Origin of the sequence: uncultured Microbulbifer sp. (genome assembly GCF_947498635.1) — a bacterium.
In the GTDB taxonomy this organism is placed as follows: domain Bacteria; phylum Pseudomonadota; class Gammaproteobacteria; order Pseudomonadales; family Cellvibrionaceae; genus Microbulbifer; species Microbulbifer echini.
The window spans coordinates 49452-66007 of sequence record NZ_CANMKV010000008.1 but is presented as its reverse complement, the minus strand read 5'-3'; the positions used below and the strand labels follow the sequence as shown (position 1 = coordinate 66007).

At 54.1% G+C, this 16556-nt stretch carries 20 protein-coding genes; 13 read left to right on the top strand and 7 right to left on the bottom strand.

Annotated features, from left to right (window positions below; genetic code table 11):
- Positions 1-27 precede the first annotated feature (27 nt).
- Positions 28-474: a nuclear transport factor 2 family protein gene (locus Q1A69_RS05985; protein ID WP_299582565.1), complete on the top strand. Its 447-nt coding sequence runs from the start codon at positions 28-30 to the stop codon at positions 472-474.
- Positions 475-492: 18 nt separating this feature from the next.
- On the opposite strand, the gene Q1A69_RS05980 is transcribed toward Q1A69_RS05985, so the two are convergent.
- The 6 genes from Q1A69_RS05980 to Q1A69_RS05955 all read right to left on the bottom strand — a co-directional run bounded on the left by Q1A69_RS05980 (position 493) and on the right by Q1A69_RS05955 (position 6000).
- Positions 493-1656: a hypothetical protein gene (locus Q1A69_RS05980; protein WP_299582562.1), complete on the bottom strand. Its 1164-nt coding sequence runs from the start codon at positions 1654-1656 to the stop codon at positions 493-495.
- Positions 1657-1704: 48 nt separating this feature from the next.
- Positions 1705-3012, bottom strand: a complete 1308-nt coding sequence (gene hisD, locus Q1A69_RS05975; RefSeq protein WP_299582559.1) for a histidinol dehydrogenase — start codon at positions 3010-3012, stop codon at positions 1705-1707.
- 15 nt (positions 3013-3027) lie between these two features.
- Entirely contained in the window at positions 3028-3663 is a 636-nt protein-coding gene (gene hisG / locus Q1A69_RS05970; protein ID WP_299582556.1) for an ATP phosphoribosyltransferase, read from the bottom strand.
- A 57-nt stretch (positions 3664-3720) separates the two neighbouring features.
- The gene (gene murA / locus Q1A69_RS05965) at positions 3721-4983 is read right to left on the bottom strand and encodes a UDP-N-acetylglucosamine 1-carboxyvinyltransferase (RefSeq protein ID WP_299582553.1); all 1263 of its coding nucleotides are present in this window, start codon (positions 4981-4983) and stop codon (positions 3721-3723) included.
- A 42-nt stretch (positions 4984-5025) separates the two neighbouring features.
- Positions 5026-5259, bottom strand: coding sequence for a BolA/IbaG family iron-sulfur metabolism protein (locus Q1A69_RS05960; protein WP_299582550.1), 234 nt, complete (start codon positions 5257-5259; stop codon positions 5026-5028).
- 87 nt (positions 5260-5346) lie between these two features.
- On the bottom strand, positions 5347-6000 hold the full coding sequence (locus Q1A69_RS05955) for a phospholipid-binding protein MlaC (protein ID WP_299582547.1): 654 nt from the start codon (positions 5998-6000) through the stop codon (positions 5347-5349).
- A gap of 410 nt (positions 6001-6410) precedes the next feature.
- Here Q1A69_RS05955 and Q1A69_RS05950 point away from each other — a divergent pair, with 410 nt between their 5' ends.
- The 12 genes from Q1A69_RS05950 (at position 6411) to yjgA (ending at position 15828) form a co-directional block, all read left to right on the top strand.
- A complete protein-coding gene (locus Q1A69_RS05950; RefSeq protein WP_299582544.1) occupies positions 6411-7382 on the top strand; it encodes a KpsF/GutQ family sugar-phosphate isomerase in 972 nt (323 codons plus the stop codon).
- Positions 7383-7447: 65 nt separating this feature from the next.
- A complete protein-coding gene (locus tag Q1A69_RS05945) occupies positions 7448-7984 on the top strand; it encodes an HAD hydrolase family protein (protein ID WP_299582758.1) in 537 nt (178 codons plus the stop codon).
- Positions 7984-8550: an LPS export ABC transporter periplasmic protein LptC gene (gene lptC, locus Q1A69_RS05940; RefSeq protein WP_299582541.1), complete on the top strand. Its 567-nt coding sequence runs from the start codon at positions 7984-7986 to the stop codon at positions 8548-8550. Before Q1A69_RS05945 ends, lptC begins: the two co-directional genes overlap by 1 nt.
- A complete protein-coding gene (lptA, locus tag Q1A69_RS05935) occupies positions 8537-9085 on the top strand; it encodes a lipopolysaccharide transport periplasmic protein LptA (protein ID WP_299582538.1) in 549 nt (182 codons plus the stop codon). Before lptC ends, lptA begins: the two co-directional genes overlap by 14 nt.
- Before the next feature lie 95 nt (positions 9086-9180).
- Complete coding sequence (gene lptB / locus Q1A69_RS05930) at positions 9181-9906, top strand: LPS export ABC transporter ATP-binding protein (RefSeq protein WP_299582534.1); 726 nt, start codon at positions 9181-9183, stop codon at positions 9904-9906.
- A 192-nt stretch (positions 9907-10098) separates the two neighbouring features.
- Complete coding sequence (locus tag Q1A69_RS05925; protein ID WP_299582531.1) at positions 10099-11544, top strand: RNA polymerase factor sigma-54; 1446 nt, start codon at positions 10099-10101, stop codon at positions 11542-11544.
- A gap of 187 nt (positions 11545-11731) precedes the next feature.
- Positions 11732-12022: a ribosome-associated translation inhibitor RaiA gene (raiA, locus tag Q1A69_RS05920; protein ID WP_299582529.1), complete on the top strand. Its 291-nt coding sequence runs from the start codon at positions 11732-11734 to the stop codon at positions 12020-12022.
- Positions 12023-12487, top strand: coding sequence for a PTS IIA-like nitrogen regulatory protein PtsN (gene ptsN / locus Q1A69_RS05915; protein WP_299582755.1), 465 nt, complete (start codon positions 12023-12025; stop codon positions 12485-12487). It abuts the gene before it with no gap.
- Positions 12488-12622: 135 nt separating this feature from the next.
- Positions 12623-13483: an RNase adapter RapZ gene (rapZ, locus tag Q1A69_RS05910; RefSeq protein WP_299582526.1), complete on the top strand. Its 861-nt coding sequence runs from the start codon at positions 12623-12625 to the stop codon at positions 13481-13483.
- A gap of 20 nt (positions 13484-13503) precedes the next feature.
- On the top strand, positions 13504-13773 hold the full coding sequence (locus Q1A69_RS05905; protein ID WP_299582523.1) for an HPr family phosphocarrier protein: 270 nt from the start codon (positions 13504-13506) through the stop codon (positions 13771-13773).
- Between the two features lie 132 nt (positions 13774-13905).
- Positions 13906-15249, top strand: a complete 1344-nt coding sequence (gene mgtE / locus Q1A69_RS05900; RefSeq protein ID WP_299582752.1) for a magnesium transporter — start codon at positions 13906-13908, stop codon at positions 15247-15249.
- Positions 15250-15312: 63 nt separating this feature from the next.
- Positions 15313-15828: a ribosome biogenesis factor YjgA gene (gene yjgA / locus Q1A69_RS05895; RefSeq protein ID WP_299582520.1), complete on the top strand. Its 516-nt coding sequence runs from the start codon at positions 15313-15315 to the stop codon at positions 15826-15828.
- 144 nt (positions 15829-15972) lie between these two features.
- Here yjgA and msrB read toward each other — a convergent pair whose 3' ends face one another.
- Positions 15973-16506, bottom strand: coding sequence for a peptide-methionine (R)-S-oxide reductase MsrB (gene msrB / locus Q1A69_RS05890; protein ID WP_299582517.1), 534 nt, complete (start codon positions 16504-16506; stop codon positions 15973-15975).
- Between the last annotated feature and the right edge of the window lie 50 nt (positions 16507-16556).

Sequence of the window (16556 nt, the reverse complement as noted above, 5' to 3'; positions counted from 1 at the left end):
AATTAACGCAACACGGAAGGTAAATCTATGCGCGCAGTCATCCTCTGTATTCTCTTGGTTTTGACAGCTGGGCAATCCCGAGCGGACGATAAGGAGGAGCTATCACAACTGCTGCATCACTTTATTGAAAATGCAGCCAGCAGTGCCGAGGTTCATCGGCGCTTCTGGGCCGAGGATCTGATTTACACCAGCTCTGCCGGCAAGCGGTTTGGCAAAACACAAATTATGCAGGGAATGGAAGTCTCACCCGACGAGCCGGTAACAGTGCGTTATGCAGCGGAAGATGTCGATATCCGCCTACTGGGCGATACGGCAATCGTGGCTTTCAAACTGGTGGCTAACGACAGAAGCAACGGGGTGAAGAACTATTACTTCAATACCGGCACCTTTGCCAAACGCAAAGGCGATTGGTACGTAGTCGCCTGGCAGGCAACTCAAATTCCCAACGAGGGAAAACCCAGTGAGAAAAAATAATACACGGAGCAGACCCGGTTAATCCTCCACCTGGGCCTCTCGCCAGTTCTCACGAACATTTAGCATAAATTGAGATTCACTGGGGACATCCGCCTGGGCGATCAGCCCCCGCGCAAACGCCTCCACGTCTTGCCTGCTTCTGCCTTGGCCGGAAAAAGAGGCACGTACTTTTATAAACTTATCTTTGCGCACAAACAGGTAAGTATGGGTATCAAACCGCTCCCCATCGGCAGAAAGGAAATAGCCAGAAAGTCTGGCCACCGGGGTGTCCCGCCCTTGAATACGCCAACTTTCTGACGCTTCCTCACTGAGATCCAATACCTGCCACTGCGCCTCCCTTTCCACCAACTGAAGCTCCTCGCGCACTCTGTCCAGTTCGCGCACCTGCGTTAACGCCAAATCCTCCCACTGCCAGTTGGGAATCGGGTACACAAAAACATCTACTGAGTCGAACTGAAAATGGCGATGTATATACCGGGCCTGAGCGCCAAACAAAGGGTGGCTGGCAAGCTCCAGTGGATTGCTCACATATTCGCCGACAGAATCCGGTAAATTCAGCGCAGAATGGTAATCACTTGCACCGATTGAGCGGTAGAGGTACTCCGGAGCCATGGCCCCACTCTCTTGCACGTGGGCAATCAACTTCGATGCCACCACTTGAGCCAGCCCCCTCTTCGCCGCTTCCGGGGGAGTGAATAAATTGACCGTAGTGGTGAAAGGGAATTCCAGCTGATAGCGCTGTAAAGGCAGACCGTGCCAAGTGAGGATTGCATCGACATGAATGTCCCGAGTTGTGCTCATAGGAGCCAACATCATGGTAGCTCCGGCAATCACCGCCTCACCGATATCTTCAACGCCCTCTTCGGTATATCCGGCCGAGGTTATCAGTAATTGATAGGGAACATCCTCATTACCAAGCTGTACCGAACGAAAAGCAGCGGCCCCCTCCAATGCCCGGAGTAACTCGGCATAATCCAACACACCAAACTGGCAGTGCTTCAACAGAGAACTGTCGCCATAGTCATTACAGCGCTGCTCAAAATCCGCCTCAGGCATTTTTGCGAATAGCGAAATGGGCGGGAGGTTCTGCTCGGCCCGGGTGTAATCCGCGGTACTGTACTCATTGTTGACCACACAACCGGTCAATAACAAAACGATTAAAGCCAATAGTATTTTACGCATGATGTGTCTTGCTGGCGCTGATGCCGAAGCGGTGCGCAATGCGCACGCTTACTTCTTGACTCGAAATGCAGCCGAGCGCGCATGTGCCTCCAGTCCCTCACCACGAGCGAGGGTAGCAGCCACACGACCGAGTTGATCGGCACCTTGCGGTGAACAAAAAATAATTGAACTGCGCTTCTGAAAATCGTAAACGCCCAGGGGGGAGGAGAAACGCGCTGTACCACTGGTGGGCAACACGTGGTTGGGACCAGCACAATAGTCCCCCAGAGCTTCAGCAGTATAGCGGCCCAGGAAGATGGCGCCTGCATTACGAATTTGCGCTAACAAAGGCTCTGGATCAGCTACAGAAACTTCCAGGTGTTCCGGTGCAATACCGTTTGAAATTTGCAGTGCCTGCTCGAGGGAGTCCACCAGAATCAGGGCTCCACGATCCAATAGAGATTTGGTCGCTATCTCAGCCCGGGGCAGATCCTCCAGCTGGCGTAGTAGGGATGCCTCCACAGCATCGAGGAACTCACTATCGGGGCATAACAGAATTGACTGCGCTTGCTCATCGTGTTCGGCCTGAGACAGCAGGTCCATCGCGATCCAATCGGGGTCTGTAGCACCGTCACAAATCACCAGGATCTCTGAAGGCCCGGCGATCATATCGATAGCCACATGACCAAAGACAGCACGCTTGGCGCTGGCGACAAAGATATTGCCGGGGCCGACTATTTTATCCACAGAATCAATGGTTTCGGTGCCATACGCCAGAGCCGCCACTGCTTGTGCACCGCCAATAGTAAACACCTGATCGACCCCGGCAATAGCCGCCGCCGCCAAAACCAAATCACTGATTTCGCCCTGGGGAGCAGGGACTACCATGGTCACCGAATCCACACCCGCAACCTTGGCCGGAATGGCATTCATTAACACCGAGGACGGATAACTGGCTTTGCCACCGGGAACGTAAATACCAACGCGCTCCATTGGCGTAATCTGCTGTCCCAATACCGTGCCATCGGCCTCGGTATAGCGCCAGGATTCTTGCTTCTGCCGCTCGTGGTAACTACGCACTCGCCGAGCGGCAATTTCCAGGGCTTCGCGCTCTTCGGCACCAATACGCCCGAGCGCCTGATCCAGCTCCAGTGGCGCCAATAAAAAGTCTTCAGCCACAACAAGATCACGCCGGTCAAACCGGTTGGTATATTCAACTACGGCAGCATCTCCACGGCTGCGCACCTGCTGCAGGATCTCCGCAACGGTTGCCTCAACCTGCTCATTGGCCACCGCCTCCCAGGCGAGCAGCCGTTTTAATTGCGTGTCGAAATTTTTTTCAGCGGCATTCAGCCTGCGAATAATCTTGCGAGTCATGACTTCCGGGGACTTTTAGTTTTGTGCGACCGCCGCTGATAATTTTTCGATCAGCTCACTAATGGGCTGATACTTCATCTTCATCGCGGCTTTATTGACGATTAGGCGACTGCTGATATGGGCAATCATTTCGCGGGCCTCAAGGCCATTGGCTTTCAAAGTATTGCCACTGTCGACAATATCCACTATCTCATCGGCCAGATCCATTAATGGAGCCAGCTCCATAGCGCCATACAATTTAATGATATCCACTTGGCGACCCCGAGCCGCGTAATGACGCTTGGCACTCTCGACAAACTTTGTCGCCACTTTAATCCGACCCGACGGCAGTGCCGCACCCTTCACGCCTGCTGTCATCAGGCGACAGCGTGCGATCTCCAAATCCAGGGGTTCATAGAGGCCATCGGAGTGATGTTCCAGCAAAGTGTCTTTTCCGGCAACGCCGATATCGGCCGCCCCATGCTGCACATAAGTAGGGACATCAACACCGCGCAAAAGGAGTAGTCGAACCCCCTCACGGTTGGTGGGAAAAATCAGCTTGCGACTCTTCCCCAGATCTTCCAGCGGCTCCAGGCCCGCAGCGGCGAGTAGCGGTAAAGTTTCTTGCAGAATGCGCCCCTTGGTCAGGGCGATAGTGATTTGCATAGTCATTATTCAGCCGGCTTGTCTTCGACAGCCGCCCTATTCAAAGACGGCCTTCTCCACTTACTAGCCGGGCACTCGGCGAATATTCGCCCCCAGCTGCTGTAATTTTTCCTCGATACACTCGTAACCCCGGTCAATATGGTAGATACGGTCTACGATGGTCGTACCTTCCGCCACCATACCCGCAATAACCAAACTCGCCGACGCACGCAAATCCGAGGCCATCACAGGCGCTCCCTTAAGCTTTTCCACGCCAGTGACAAACGCGGTATTGCCCTCGAGGGTGATATCAGCCCCCATGCGATTCAGCTCGTGTACTTGTATCAGTCGGTTTTCAAAAATCGTCTCGACCACCGCGCCCTTGCCCTCTGCCACCGCATTCATAGCGGTAAACTGCGACTGCATATCGGTGGGAAATGCCGGGTAGGGCGCCGTGCGGAAACTGACCGCTTTGGGGCGATTACCCTTCATATCCAACTCGATCCAGTCATCGCCGCAACTCAGATGGGCGCCCGCCTCTTCGAATTTCAGTAAAACAGCATCCAGGATATCCGCGCGAGTGTGCAGGAGACGTACCTTGCCTCTGGCGGCTGCGGCCGCTGCGAGGAAAGTGCCAGTTTCGATGCGATCCGGCATAACTGTAAAGGTACAGGAGTTCAGCTTGGGTACGCCGTGAATACGCATAGTGTCGGTGCCGACACCCTCTATTTGCGCCCCCATGGCGATGAGGAATTCTGCCAAGTCGACAATTTCGGGCTCCCGTGCCGCATTGTGCAGTACCGTGGTTCCCTCAGCCAGGGCCGCAGCCATCAACAGGTTTTCTGTCCCACCAACCGTTACTTTCTCCATAACGATATTGGCGCCTTTTAGGCGGCCATTTGAGCGAGCGCGGATGAAACCACCATCAATGGTAATTTCGGCCCCCATCGCCTCCAGCCCCTTCAAGTGAATGTCCACAGGACGACTGCCGATCGCACAACCACCGGGGAAAGAAACATTGGCCACACCGTGACGCGCCAGCAGTGGACCCAGCACCAGAATAGAGGCGCGCATGGTTTTCACCAGCTCGTAGGGTGCTGTCAGATCGTTAACCGAACGCGGGTCTATTTCGACACCCAGTTTTTCATCAATTGTGACTTCGCACCCCATACATCGCAGCAGGGTGATCATCGTAGTGATGTCGTTAAGGTGTGGCAGATTATGAATATGCACTGGGCCATCGGCCAACAAAGTTGCGGCCAATATTGGCAGTGCGGAATTCTTTGCACCAGAAATTCGCAAGGTGCCAGAAATTGGGCTGCCACCCTCTATTATTAACTTATCCATTCGGTCTCGTATATCGGGAGTCGCCTGGTTTCAGGCGACGGGTTAACGACTGGCTTCTTCTGGAGTAAGGGTCTGCATTTGCACGGCGTGTAGAGTGCCATCGGCAATCTTTTCATTCAGTGCTGCATAAACGAGCTGTTGCTTTTTTAAGCGACTGAGCCCTTCGAAGGCACTACTCACCACGGTTACCATCACGTGGCTGCCTTCAAAAGTGACGTCTACATTACTCTCGGGGATATGACCCTCAATCAGGGTTTTGATTTCATCTGGTTGCATAGGTGGGATTTGCGTTAGTTAAAAAACAGCACGCAAGTGTACTTGAATCGAAGAGGGTGCGCAGCTGCACACCCTGAAGTTCACCGACTAGCTCACTTTATCAGCGACATCTTGCCCGGCGGACCAATTGGAGATGACCTTGTCGATATCGCCATAGGTCTGCATAGACTGGGAAAACTGGCTGCGGAAGGTCTTGCCCAGGTTAACGCCGTTTAAGATGACATTGATTAACTTCCACTGGCCCGCGCGATTACGCACCAGGGTATAGGATACTTTGGTAATACCCTCTTTGCTACGCACTTCCTGCAGCACATTGACACGGTTACCGCTGGGTTGCGTTCCAGGGTTAACCACCTTCACATCAAGGTCGCCAAAATTCGCTACGCCGCGAGCAAATGTTGCCACCAGATCACGCCGGAAAGCGCTGGCAAAGCGGGAGCGCTGGGTTGCCGTGGCCTGTTTGGCATAGCGCCCCATTACACCGCGGGCGATAAAGTCAAAATCCACAACCGGCGTCAGCACACCCTCTATTGCACTGTAATATCTCTGTGGATCAGTGTTGGCATATTGCCCATTTGAGCGAATCACACCGAGAAGTTTTTCGGAAACCCCTTCGATCATTACATAGGGGTTTTGATCGGCATTCGCAGCGGGAACCACAGCAGACACCAGTACTGCGCAAAGTAAGAATCTTAGCCATCGGGAAAAACCGTACCGACCAATCCAAAATGATGTGTTCACAAATACTCTCCAATTAGCAAATCATTCCTTGGACGCACACAGCGAAAATAAGTGCCATGACGAGACTACTGGCATTTGCTCCCAGGGAAATGGGAGCTTGTCGTTCATCCTCTGAGTGACATAGCTGACAGCAGCGGCGGCAGACTATACCATGGCCGCGTCCGGTGGTGTGGCAGTGTACGAGCGTGTCATTTGCCCCATCGGCTGGCGGCTGGCTTTCTGAAATGCCTGTTACGGGCTCACAATCAGATTAGCACGACAACAGTGGATCTACTGCGGCCAGGCTCAGGATCTAAAATCTGCATCCCATAACGTCCATGCACGCGAATAACTTGGGCGAAGGAAGCGATCAAAGATACCGAGTAAAATGAGAAGTTATTAAATTAGAAGTCAGTAACCAGAGGCACCCAATGACCCGAGAACTAATAATGGAAGCTGGGCAACGCACTGTTCGCATGGAAACAGAAGCTGTTGCCGCACTGGAACACAGGATCAATGGCGAGTTCCAACGCGCCTGCGAAATGATCCTACAGTGCCCCGGCCGCGCCATTGTGACAGGCATGGGCAAGTCGGGGCATATCGGCCGCAAAATAGCAGCCACCCTCGCCAGCACCGGCACGCCGAGCTTTTTTGTGCATCCCGGCGAAGCGAGCCACGGGGACCTGGGAATGATCACTCGCGACGATCTGGTAATTGCCATCTCAAATTCCGGCTCTTCCGCCGAGGTTCTGACCTTGCTGCCCCTACTGAAGCGCTTGGGCATCCCAATGGTGAGCATGACCGGCAAAGCCGACTCCCCTCTGGCGCAGGCGGCAGAGGCCAACCTGGATATCTCAGTGCAAACAGAAGCCTGCCCCCTTAACCTGGCCCCCACATCCTCGACAACCGTCACCCTGGTAATGGGTGATGCCCTGGCCGTTGCCCTCCTCGAGGCGAGAGGGTTCACCGCCGAGGACTTCGCTTTTTCCCACCCGGGTGGCGCCCTAGGCCGACGCCTGCTACTCAAAGTGGAAGACGTGATGCACGCAGGAGAGGAGTTGCCGCAGGTTCACCCAGAAACCCTCCTCTCCAAAGCCTTACTGGAAATGACCACCAAAGGATTTGGTATGACCACTATCGTTGATCAGAAAGGGGAGTTGCTCGGTGTGTTTACCGATGGCGACTTGCGCCGTGTCATTGACCATAAAATCGAGCTGGATAAAGCCACCATGGAACAGGTTATGAGCCACCGCCCCAAAACAGTTTCCGCCGACACATTAGCCGCAGAAGCGCTGCGCATCATGGAAGACTACAAGATCACGGCTCTGGTGGTGGAAGACGAAGCCCACTTTCCCGTCGGCGTATTGCATATGCACGATATACTCCGCGCCGGCGTAATCTGAGATAATCGAAGAAATTGCGGGGAGAATGAGCACCCCGCTATAAGCAATTAAGGAAGACCCTGGTGATTTCCGAAGATGCATTAAAGAGCGCTTTGCAGAAAGTGCGCTGGTTGGTATTGGATGTAGACGGCGTCCTCACCGATGGCAAACTCTATTTCGACAATAATGGCAACGAGCTGAAAACCTTTAATACTTTAGATGGGCACGGTATTAAGATGCTGCAGAGTTCGGGGGTCCGGGTAGCGATTATCACTGGGCGACGCAGCTCTGTGGTCGAGCGCCGCGCGCACGACCTCGGAATCACCAAACTTATTCAGGGGCGCGAGGATAAATTTTCCGCCCTTCAGGAGCTGTTAGTTGACGAATCCTGCCGCCTCGAAGATATTGCCTATATCGGCGACGATTACCCGGACCTGCTGGTTATGACCCGCATCGGCTGTCCCATCGCTCCCCCAAATGCCGCCCCGCCCGTTCGCGAGCGCGCCCTATGGATCACCCACGCTCGTGGTGGCGAAGGTGCCGTGCGCGAAGCCTGTGATCGCATTATGCAGGTACAGGGGACATTTGACTCGGCACTGGCGCCCTACATAGGAGAGCAGTAGTGCGCACCTGGCTACCACTGTTGCTGGTGGTATCCCTAATCAGCGCCGGACTCTGGCTCTCGGAAAGCCCCCCAGAACAGCTTCTGGGGATGCGCCCCACTCCACAGCAGCATGATAAAGCCGCGGAACTGATCATCCGAAATGCCAAAACGCGCCATTTTAATGAAGCCGGAAACCTGGCTTACCGGGTGGATGCGGAGCAAATAACCTACTACCAGTTTAAACGTCGTGACCGGGCAGACCTTACCGAGCCCCGCATGCTCTTTTATCAGGATGACCAGCCAAAGTGGCGCACCGAATCCCGCCGGGGGGTGGCCCACAATCGTGGCGAGCGGGTTGTTTTACGCGGCAAGGTAGAAATTGATGAACTACCGACCCCTGGTGGTATCAAATTGGAAACGCCAAGTCTTACGATTTTGCCCGGCAAGGAATTCGCCGAGACAGACAAAGTTGTTACTATTAGTTCCGGCCCCAACCGCACCACAGGAAAGGGGATGCGCGCTTACTTAAATGAAGATCGGGTGGAAATACTGTCCGACGTAAAGAGCATCTATGACACTGACTAAATACCGCCATCTGTTGAAAACCTCCGCCATTGCAGCCCTGGTACTCACAGCCTCTAGCGCTGTAGCCCTCCCTGAAGATCGCCAACAACGGATCAATATCAGCTCTGATGCAATGAACGCAGGTCTCAATAATAACTTGGTGGTATATAATAAGAATGTTGTTATAACTCAGGGATCTTTAAAGATTCAGGCTGATCGCGTCGAGGTTTACTTCACCCCGGAGAAAGAGATCAGCCGTGTCGTAGCCATCGGTAAGCCCGCACATTTCCAGCAAAAAATTCTACAAACTGAGCGCCCGGTGAAGGCCAAAGCCCAGAAAATCGTTTATCGGGTAAGCTCTGAGGAACTCCAGCTCACAGGCAAGGCCCATGTGGACCGGGAAGGCAACACGCTGGCCGCCGAGAAAATTGACTACGACCTCACCACCGAGCAAATGAGTGCCCAGGGCCAGACAGGCAAGGGGCGCGTGGAAATGACCTGGAAGCCCGAGAAAAAAGAAAGTACACCCAGTAACGGTGATAACAAGGGACAGTAGGGTCCCTGGGCACCACTCGGGCACCAAAGCTCTAGATATAATTGCACCGGCGGACATTACTATGTCCGCGGCATGGATAGATTTCGGTACACACTATGCCAACGCTCAAAGCGTTACACCTCGCCAAGCAGTATAAAAAAAGAAAAGTTGTCCAGGATGTCAGTGTCAGCGTTTCCAGCGGGCAGGTCGTGGGCCTTCTCGGACCCAACGGCGCTGGGAAAACCACCTGTTTCTATATGATTGCCGGTCTGGTACAGGCCGACGCTGGGCGGGTGATGATTGACGACGAGGATATTACCCGACTGTCCATGCACGGTCGGGCGCGCAAGGGAATAGGCTACCTCCCCCAGGAGGCGTCCGTTTTTCGCCGCCTGAGCGTTAAAGACAACATCCTGGCTATTCTTGAAACCCGCAAAGACCTCTCCAGAGCTGAGCGCCAACAACAGGCACAAGAGCTACTCGAGGAGTTCCACATTACTCACATAGAGCAGAGCCTGGGCATGGCCCTCTCTGGGGGAGAGCGCCGCAGGGTAGAGATTGCTCGTGCCTTGGCCACCAACCCCAGCTTCGTCCTTCTGGACGAGCCCTTCGCAGGGGTAGACCCCATATCGGTCAATGATATCAAAGGGATCATCCGCCACCTTCGGGATCGCGATATCGGAGTCCTCATCACCGATCACAATGTACGCGAGACTCTCGATATCTGCGAGACCGCCTATATTGTCAGCGAAGGCCACATCATTGCTGAAGGCACCCCGAATGAAGTTCTTGCCAACCAGCAGGTTCGCGAAGTCTATTTGGGACACGAATTCACTATTTAAAGTGAATCACCGATCACTGTCCTCTCTCCTGCCAATTTGCATTAAATGAGTCATCAATCCGAATCAAGACCCCCAGCATTCGCTCCGGGGTCGGCACGCTTATTGCTTGTAATGGTTTGGAGAGAAAGGTAGTCTGCGCCATCTCAGGACAATTTGATAATCACTCTGTCGTATGGCCTGCGGCTCTCTATTATGAAGCAGTCTCTCCAGCTCAAACTCGGCACTCAGCTGACAATGACTCCCCAGTTGCAGCAGGCAATTCGCCTCCTGCAACTATCCACTCTCGACCTGCAGCAAGAGGTCCAGGCAGCACTTGACAGCAATCCAATGCTGGAGGCGGATAGTGAAGAACTGCCAGCAAAAACAGAGGACCCGCAGCCCCAAGCAGAGCAAGCGCCCGAAAGTGCCGCTCAACCGCTAGAGGAAAGAGACCTCACTGAGAGGGACTGGGAGCAAAACCTCCCCGATGAACTTCCCGTCGACTCCCGCTGGGATGACATCTACACCAGCCACAGCAGTGGCCACGATGCCGATTCGCCAGCCTTTGAACGCAACGCCACCTCAATCGACCTACAGGACCACCTGCGCTGGCAGCTCAACCTGACCCCCTTATCCGAACAGGATAAGTGGATTGGTGAGAACCTCATAGACGGTATCACCCCCAGCGGTCTGCTGAGTACCCCGCTGGAGGAGGTCACCTCTTCGGTGAATGTCGAGGAAGATGAGGTGCTTGCGGTATTAAAGACCATCCAGCAGTTCGAGCCCGCAGGGTGCGGCGCCAGGGACCTGAAGGAGTGTTTACAACTACAGTTGAAGCAGTTACCGCCAGAAACCCCGTGGCTCCAGCAGGCGCACGATATTGTTGAGAAACACCTGGATCTGCTCGGTAAAAGAGATTTTCGCCAGCTGGGGCGGCGCACCCGCCTCAGTGAGGCTCAGCTCGGGGAGGCAATTCGCCTTATACAAACGCTCAACCCAAGCCCTGGGGAGAGCTTCGGCGGGCAGGAGCCGGACTATGTGATTCCGGATATTATTGTTTCCCGCAAAGCTCTGCACTGGCAGGTGGAACTGAATGCGGAAATCACTCCAAAAATCCGAATCAATGACCACTATGCCTCTTTGGTCAAGCGCGCCGACAACTCTAGGGATAACAACTTCCTGCGAGACAACCTACAAGAGGCGCGCTGGTTTATGAAAAGCCTGCAAAGTCGCCACGAGACCCTGCTGAAGGTGGCCAACTGTATTGTCGAGAAACAACAGGGTTTCTTTGAAGAAGGCCCTGAAGCTATGCGCCCCATGGTGCTCGCAGATGTCGCCGAATCAATCGGTATGCACGAATCGACCATCTCCAGAGTAACCACTCAGAAGTATATGCTCACGCCCCGTGGGGTCTTCGAGCTGAAGTATTTCTTTTCAAGCCACGTGAGCACAGACTCAGGCGAAGATGCCTCCTCTACCGCCATACGCGCATTGATTCGAAAACTGATCGACTCGGAAACCCCGCGTAAACCCTTATCCGATAATAAGATTACCCAGGAACTGGACAAGCAGGGGATTAAAGTGGCCCGCCGAACTGTGGCCAAATACCGGGAATCCATGGGCATCCCCTCCTCAAGCGAGAGAAAGCGCCTAGTCTAAGCGGTCACGGTGTTTGTGGCCAGCCAGCTAACTGCCACGGTCACGCTCTATTTGGCGCCTGTAGCTGCGCCTTCGCAACCGAACTCCGAACTTTGAGTGTATCCTTCCATTCTGGGCCACTTCCTAGTAGGGTTGCGACCCGAAAGGAGGCTCGCCGAAATGTGATGCACCCAATAAGGAGAAATCCATGCAGATCAACATTAGTGGTCACCACGTCGACGTTACCTCGCCAATGCGCAACTATTGTGAAAACAAGCTGGAAAAGCTCACACGTCACTACGACAACATAACCAACGCGCAGGTCATTTTATCGGTAGAAAAACTGATCCAGAAAGCCGAGGCCCGAGTACATATCAATGGTCACGACCTCTGTGCCGGTTCAGAAGATAAAGATATGTACGCGGCCATCGACTCGCTCACCGATAAGTTGGACCGCCAACTGAAAAAACACAAAGAGAAGTTGCAGAACCACCGCTGAATTATGACACTGGAAGCCCTACTCTCTCCCCGCCTCAGCCTTTGCCACCTGGCGGGGAGCAGCAAAAAGAAATTGCTGCTCAATATCGCCCAGGCTATCGCCGAACAATATCCACAGCATGATTCCGACACAATATTCAACCAATTGATTGCTCGCGAGCGTTTGGGCTCTACTGGAATTGGCGAGGGCGTGGCCATACCCCACTGCCGCCTCCCCGGCTGTGAGGAGCCCATAGGCGTGCTCTGTACTATCGAGCCGGCCGTAGATTTCGATGCAATTGATCGCCAACCTGTCGACTTGCTCTTTGTCCTCCTCGTTCCGGAAGACTCAGAGCAACAACACCTGGACACCCTGGCAGAAATCGCCGCGCTCTTTTCCAGCAGCCAGGTTCGGGACAAATTAAGGCAAGCCGATAGTAGTGATGCTCTCTACGCACTGGCCATAGACTCTGCCGCAGCGGCCTGATCTCTGCACTGCACGTCCACCCAAATGCCATTTGCAATATTTTACTGCGTTGCGACGTTTCAATTACCGTTAGGAATAAAAACACTTATTGTTGAATGAACTAGTGGTATAAAGAACAAAAAAGAGAGGGTCTTTATGCGCTTGGTAATTATCAGTGGCCGCTCCGGCTCCGGCAAAAGCTCCGCACTACAGCTACTTGAAGACGCCGGATTTAACTGCATCGACAATCTGCCGACCAGCCTGCTGCCGGAACTCATCAAGCGCGTCGAACAACAACCGCCGAAAGGGGATGCCCGCCTCGCCCTGGGAATAGACGCACGCAATCTCTGGCAGGATATCAAACAGGCTCCGCGAGTAATCGAGTCCCTGCGCGCCAGCGGCGTCCAGTGTGACATCATCTATTTGGATGCACGCGAACCCGTACTGGTACAGCGCTTTAGTGAGACACGCCGAAAACATCCCCTCAGTAATGACTGCACCCATTTACTGGAAGCCCTCAACCAGGAAAGGGAGTTATTAACGCCAATCTCTGCCATGGCCGACATGGTAATTGATACCAGCAGTCTCGGCCTGCACGAGCTGAGGGAGCTGATTAAAAACCGCGTAGTGGGCGGGCACTCGGAGGGAATGGCAATACTGTTTCAGTCCTTCGGCTTCAAGTATGGGATCCCTGTGGACGCCGACCTAATGTTCGACTTACGCTGCTTGCCAAACCCTTACTGGGAGCCAAGCCTGAGAAAAAAAACCGGGCTAGATCCAGAGGTCGCTGAGTTTCTACGCTCGCACCCCGCGACCGGTAAAATGGAAGCTGACATCACCGGCTTTTTGGAAAATTGGCTGCCCTCTTTCCAGGAGAGTAACCGAAGCTACACCTGTATCTCCATCGGTTGTACCGGTGGGCGACACCGCTCTGTATACATGGTTGAACAACTGGCCCGTACTTTTCTACACAAGTTTGGCAATATCCAGGTCCGCCACCGCGAACAACAGAGATAACCCCACACCCTCCGGCCCCTATGCAAAAACAGCGCCTTACCATCATCAACAAGCTCGGCCTACACGCCCGTGCAGCCAGTAAATTCGCCCAGACCTCCGCCCGCTTTTCCTCCAACATCAAGGTGCACTGTGACGGGCGCTCAGTGGATGGCAAGAGCGTGATGGCGCTGATGTTACTCGCCGCCGGCCAAGGTACTGAGCTGGAGCTGGAGATTGAAGGTCGGGATGAGAGCGCCGCGCTCGACGCTATTTGCGCCCTGGTCTCCGAGCGCTTTGGCGAAGCGGAGTAATTTGCAATGGTTAGCCGCTCTGGATAGAGTCCCGCCATGAGCATAAAATCGCCACCGTTCTCCAGTGGCCATCGCCTCCCAATTATCGCTGAGCAGTAAGGATTTATCGTGTCCAGCCCACCCCAAGCCGAAATCAAGTTCCGCGCGCAAAACCAGCTCAGTGAGCTGTTCGCCGCTCTGGATAGTGGCACCGGGCAGGAAGTCCGGCGCATGCTTAAAACTCTGACCCCCCAGAGTATTGCGCAACTCCTGGAGAGCTCCCCCCCGCGTATCCGCCAAGTACTGTGGAACCTGATCGACCGGGATGTCGAAGGTGAGGTTCTGCAGGAACTGACCGATGAGGTGCGCAGCCAGATCCTCGATACCTTGGACACCGAGGAGATGGTCGAGATTATGGAGGGGCTGGACGCGGACGATATTGCCGATATCCTCCAACAACTCCCCGAGCGCGTCGTTTCGGAAGTCCTCTCAGCAATGAGCGAAACAGACCGTCTGCGGGTAGAAAGCGTTCTCGCTTACGATGAGAACACCGCCGGCGGTTTGATGGACACCGATACCATCTCTGTGCGCCCCAATCTAAGCCTGGACGTAGTCCTACGCTACCTGCGCCGCCACGAACAGTTGCCAGAATCCACCGACAGCCTCTTTGTGATAAATCGCCAGGGGCAATATATTGGGCTACTCCCTCTTTCTAAGCTACTGACAACGGACCCCTCCGTTACCGTTCGCGAGGTGGTGAGCACCGATGTAGAGCCCATTCCCGCAGATATGCGCGATACCGAAGTGGCCCAGCTTTTTGAGAAATACGACTGGATTACCGCTCCGGTCGTGGATGAGAATAACCGCCTGCTGGGCCGAATCACTATCGATGACATCGTCGACGTAATCCGCGAGGGGGCCGACCACTCTCTGATGAGCATGGCTGGTCTCGATGAGGAGGAGGACACTTTTGCCCCGGTAAGGCGCACTGCCCGCAGGCGCGCTCTGTGGCTCGGCATCAACCTGCTTACTGCCCTGCTCGCCTCCTGGGTAATCAGCCTGTTCCAGAATACGCTGGATAAGGTAGTAGCCCTGGCCGTTTTGATGCCAATTGTCGCAAGTATGGGCGGGGTCGCAGGGAGTCAGACCCTCACAGTTGTGATCAGGGGTATGGCGCTGGGGCAAATTGGCAGGAGCAACCTGCGCTGGCTCCTCTCGCGGGAACTCGGCGCAGCGGCGATGAACGCCCTACTCTGGTCCCTGGTCATGGGGGGAGTAGCCGCACTCTGGTTTGACGATATTACTATTGCCGTCATTATTGTTGCGGCGATGCTTATCAATTTGATTGTGGCGGCAATGGCAGGGGCAATTTTACCAGTTGTATTACGCGCCATGCGCATCGACCCGGCCCTAGCCGGCAGTGTCGCACTGACAACAGTCACCGATGTGGTGGGGTTTATGTCCTTCCTGGGACTCGCCACCTGGCAATTTAGCTGAGCGGAAATACGCAACCGTCTCAATTAGACCGGGGCGACCCGGAACCAATACACGGAACTCGAGATGTACGAATACGACGACCACGATGAAGATCTGCCAAAAAGCAAGACGCAGCTAAAGCAAGAAATGCACGAGCTGCAAGCCCTGGGGAAACAGTTGACCGAACTGTCCAAAGCCCAGCTGGCCGAGGTGCCTATTGATGAAGACATGCGCGAGGCGATTGAGACCTTCGCACGAATCAAATCAAACGAGGCACGCCGTCGCCAAATGCAATATATTGGCAAACTGATGCGCAGCGCCGACCACGAGGCGGTAGAAGCTGTCCTGAATAAGTTCAAAGAGCGGGATCATCAGCACCTGCGTTTTGACAAAATGGCGGAGGAGTGGCGCAAGCGCCTGCTCGAAGAGGGCAACACTGCCCAAGGTGCCTTCTTTGATCAACACCCCCAGATAGACCACCAACACCTGCGTCAGCTGGTAAGGGATTCCCTGCGGGAAATTAAAAACAGCAAGCCCCCCAGCAATCAACGCAAGCTATTTCGCTACCTGCGAGATTTCTTTATTCAGATCTCTGAGTAAGTCGATCTCTAAGACTCTTATTTCAGGGCGGCCCGCTTACCGCCCTTCATTTCACTTTCTCACGGCCGCAACGCATTCGGTCTATCCAAGAGGGCTCCGTTAAGCCGGGAAAATTCCAGCCGCCAAATTATCTCGACAAGCTAACTACTGTTTAGCGCTGGGCGCAGATTCGAAATCCAAAGCCAGGGAATTTAAGCAGTAACGCAGGTTGGTGGGCGGAGGACCGTCCTTAAAGACGTGCCCTAGATGCTCACCGCATTTGGATAATACTTCCGTGCGCTTGAGCCCCCAGCTGAAATCGTCTTTCAAAACAATATTTTGCGGATAGGCCACATCCCAGAAACTGGGCCAGCCTGTGCCCGATTTATATTTGTGTGCAGAACTGAATACCGGCAGGCGACAACCCGCCGTAACGTAGACCCCTTCCTTTTGGTTGTAAAGCAACTTGCCACTGAAAGCCCGCTCCGTATCTCCCTTCCAGAGAACCTTGTAGCGGTCTTCAGGCAATATCTGCTTCCATACCGACTTGGGTATCTGGTCCAAGCCACGCCCTTCAGCAATGCGGGTTTTGGCTTCTGCCACCGTCATACCCTGGAGCCGCTGATCATCAGCCTCAGTACAAGCCGACAAGATCAAGACTAACAATATCAGGGGCCATAGGATTCTGGACTTCACCATGCCGCAAACTCCTGTCCTCAATAGGTAAACACCTTAAAGATTAGAGTGCT

Coding starts and splice junctions, on each gene's coding strand:
- raiA (WP_299582529.1), top strand. CDS start 11,732: ATGCAGATCAACATTAGTGGTCACCACGTCGACGTTACCTCGCCAATG.
- Q1A69_RS05925 (WP_299582531.1), top strand. CDS start 10,099: ATGAAGCAGTCTCTCCAGCTCAAACTCGGCACTCAGCTGACAATGACT.
- hisD (WP_299582559.1), bottom strand. CDS start 3,012: ATGACTCGCAAGATTATTCGCAGGCTGAATGCCGCTGAAAAAAATTTC.
- yjgA (WP_299582520.1), top strand. CDS start 15,313: ATGTACGAATACGACGACCACGATGAAGATCTGCCAAAAAGCAAGACG.
- lptB (WP_299582534.1), top strand. CDS start 9,181: ATGCCAACGCTCAAAGCGTTACACCTCGCCAAGCAGTATAAAAAAAGA.
- Q1A69_RS05950 (WP_299582544.1), top strand. CDS start 6,411: ATGACCCGAGAACTAATAATGGAAGCTGGGCAACGCACTGTTCGCATG.
- Q1A69_RS05905 (WP_299582523.1), top strand. CDS start 13,504: ATGCAAAAACAGCGCCTTACCATCATCAACAAGCTCGGCCTACACGCC.
- lptA (WP_299582538.1), top strand. CDS start 8,537: ATGACACTGACTAAATACCGCCATCTGTTGAAAACCTCCGCCATTGCA.
- murA (WP_299582553.1), bottom strand. CDS start 4,983: ATGGATAAGTTAATAATAGAGGGTGGCAGCCCAATTTCTGGCACCTTG.
- Q1A69_RS05960 (WP_299582550.1), bottom strand. CDS start 5,259: ATGCAACCAGATGAAATCAAAACCCTGATTGAGGGTCATATCCCCGAG.
- Q1A69_RS05980 (WP_299582562.1), bottom strand. CDS start 1,656: ATGCGTAAAATACTATTGGCTTTAATCGTTTTGTTATTGACCGGTTGT.
- hisG (WP_299582556.1), bottom strand. CDS start 3,663: ATGACTATGCAAATCACTATCGCCCTGACCAAGGGGCGCATTCTGCAA.
- rapZ (WP_299582526.1), top strand. CDS start 12,623: ATGCGCTTGGTAATTATCAGTGGCCGCTCCGGCTCCGGCAAAAGCTCC.
- Q1A69_RS05985 (WP_299582565.1), top strand. CDS start 28: ATGCGCGCAGTCATCCTCTGTATTCTCTTGGTTTTGACAGCTGGGCAA.
- msrB (WP_299582517.1), bottom strand. CDS start 16,506: ATGGTGAAGTCCAGAATCCTATGGCCCCTGATATTGTTAGTCTTGATC.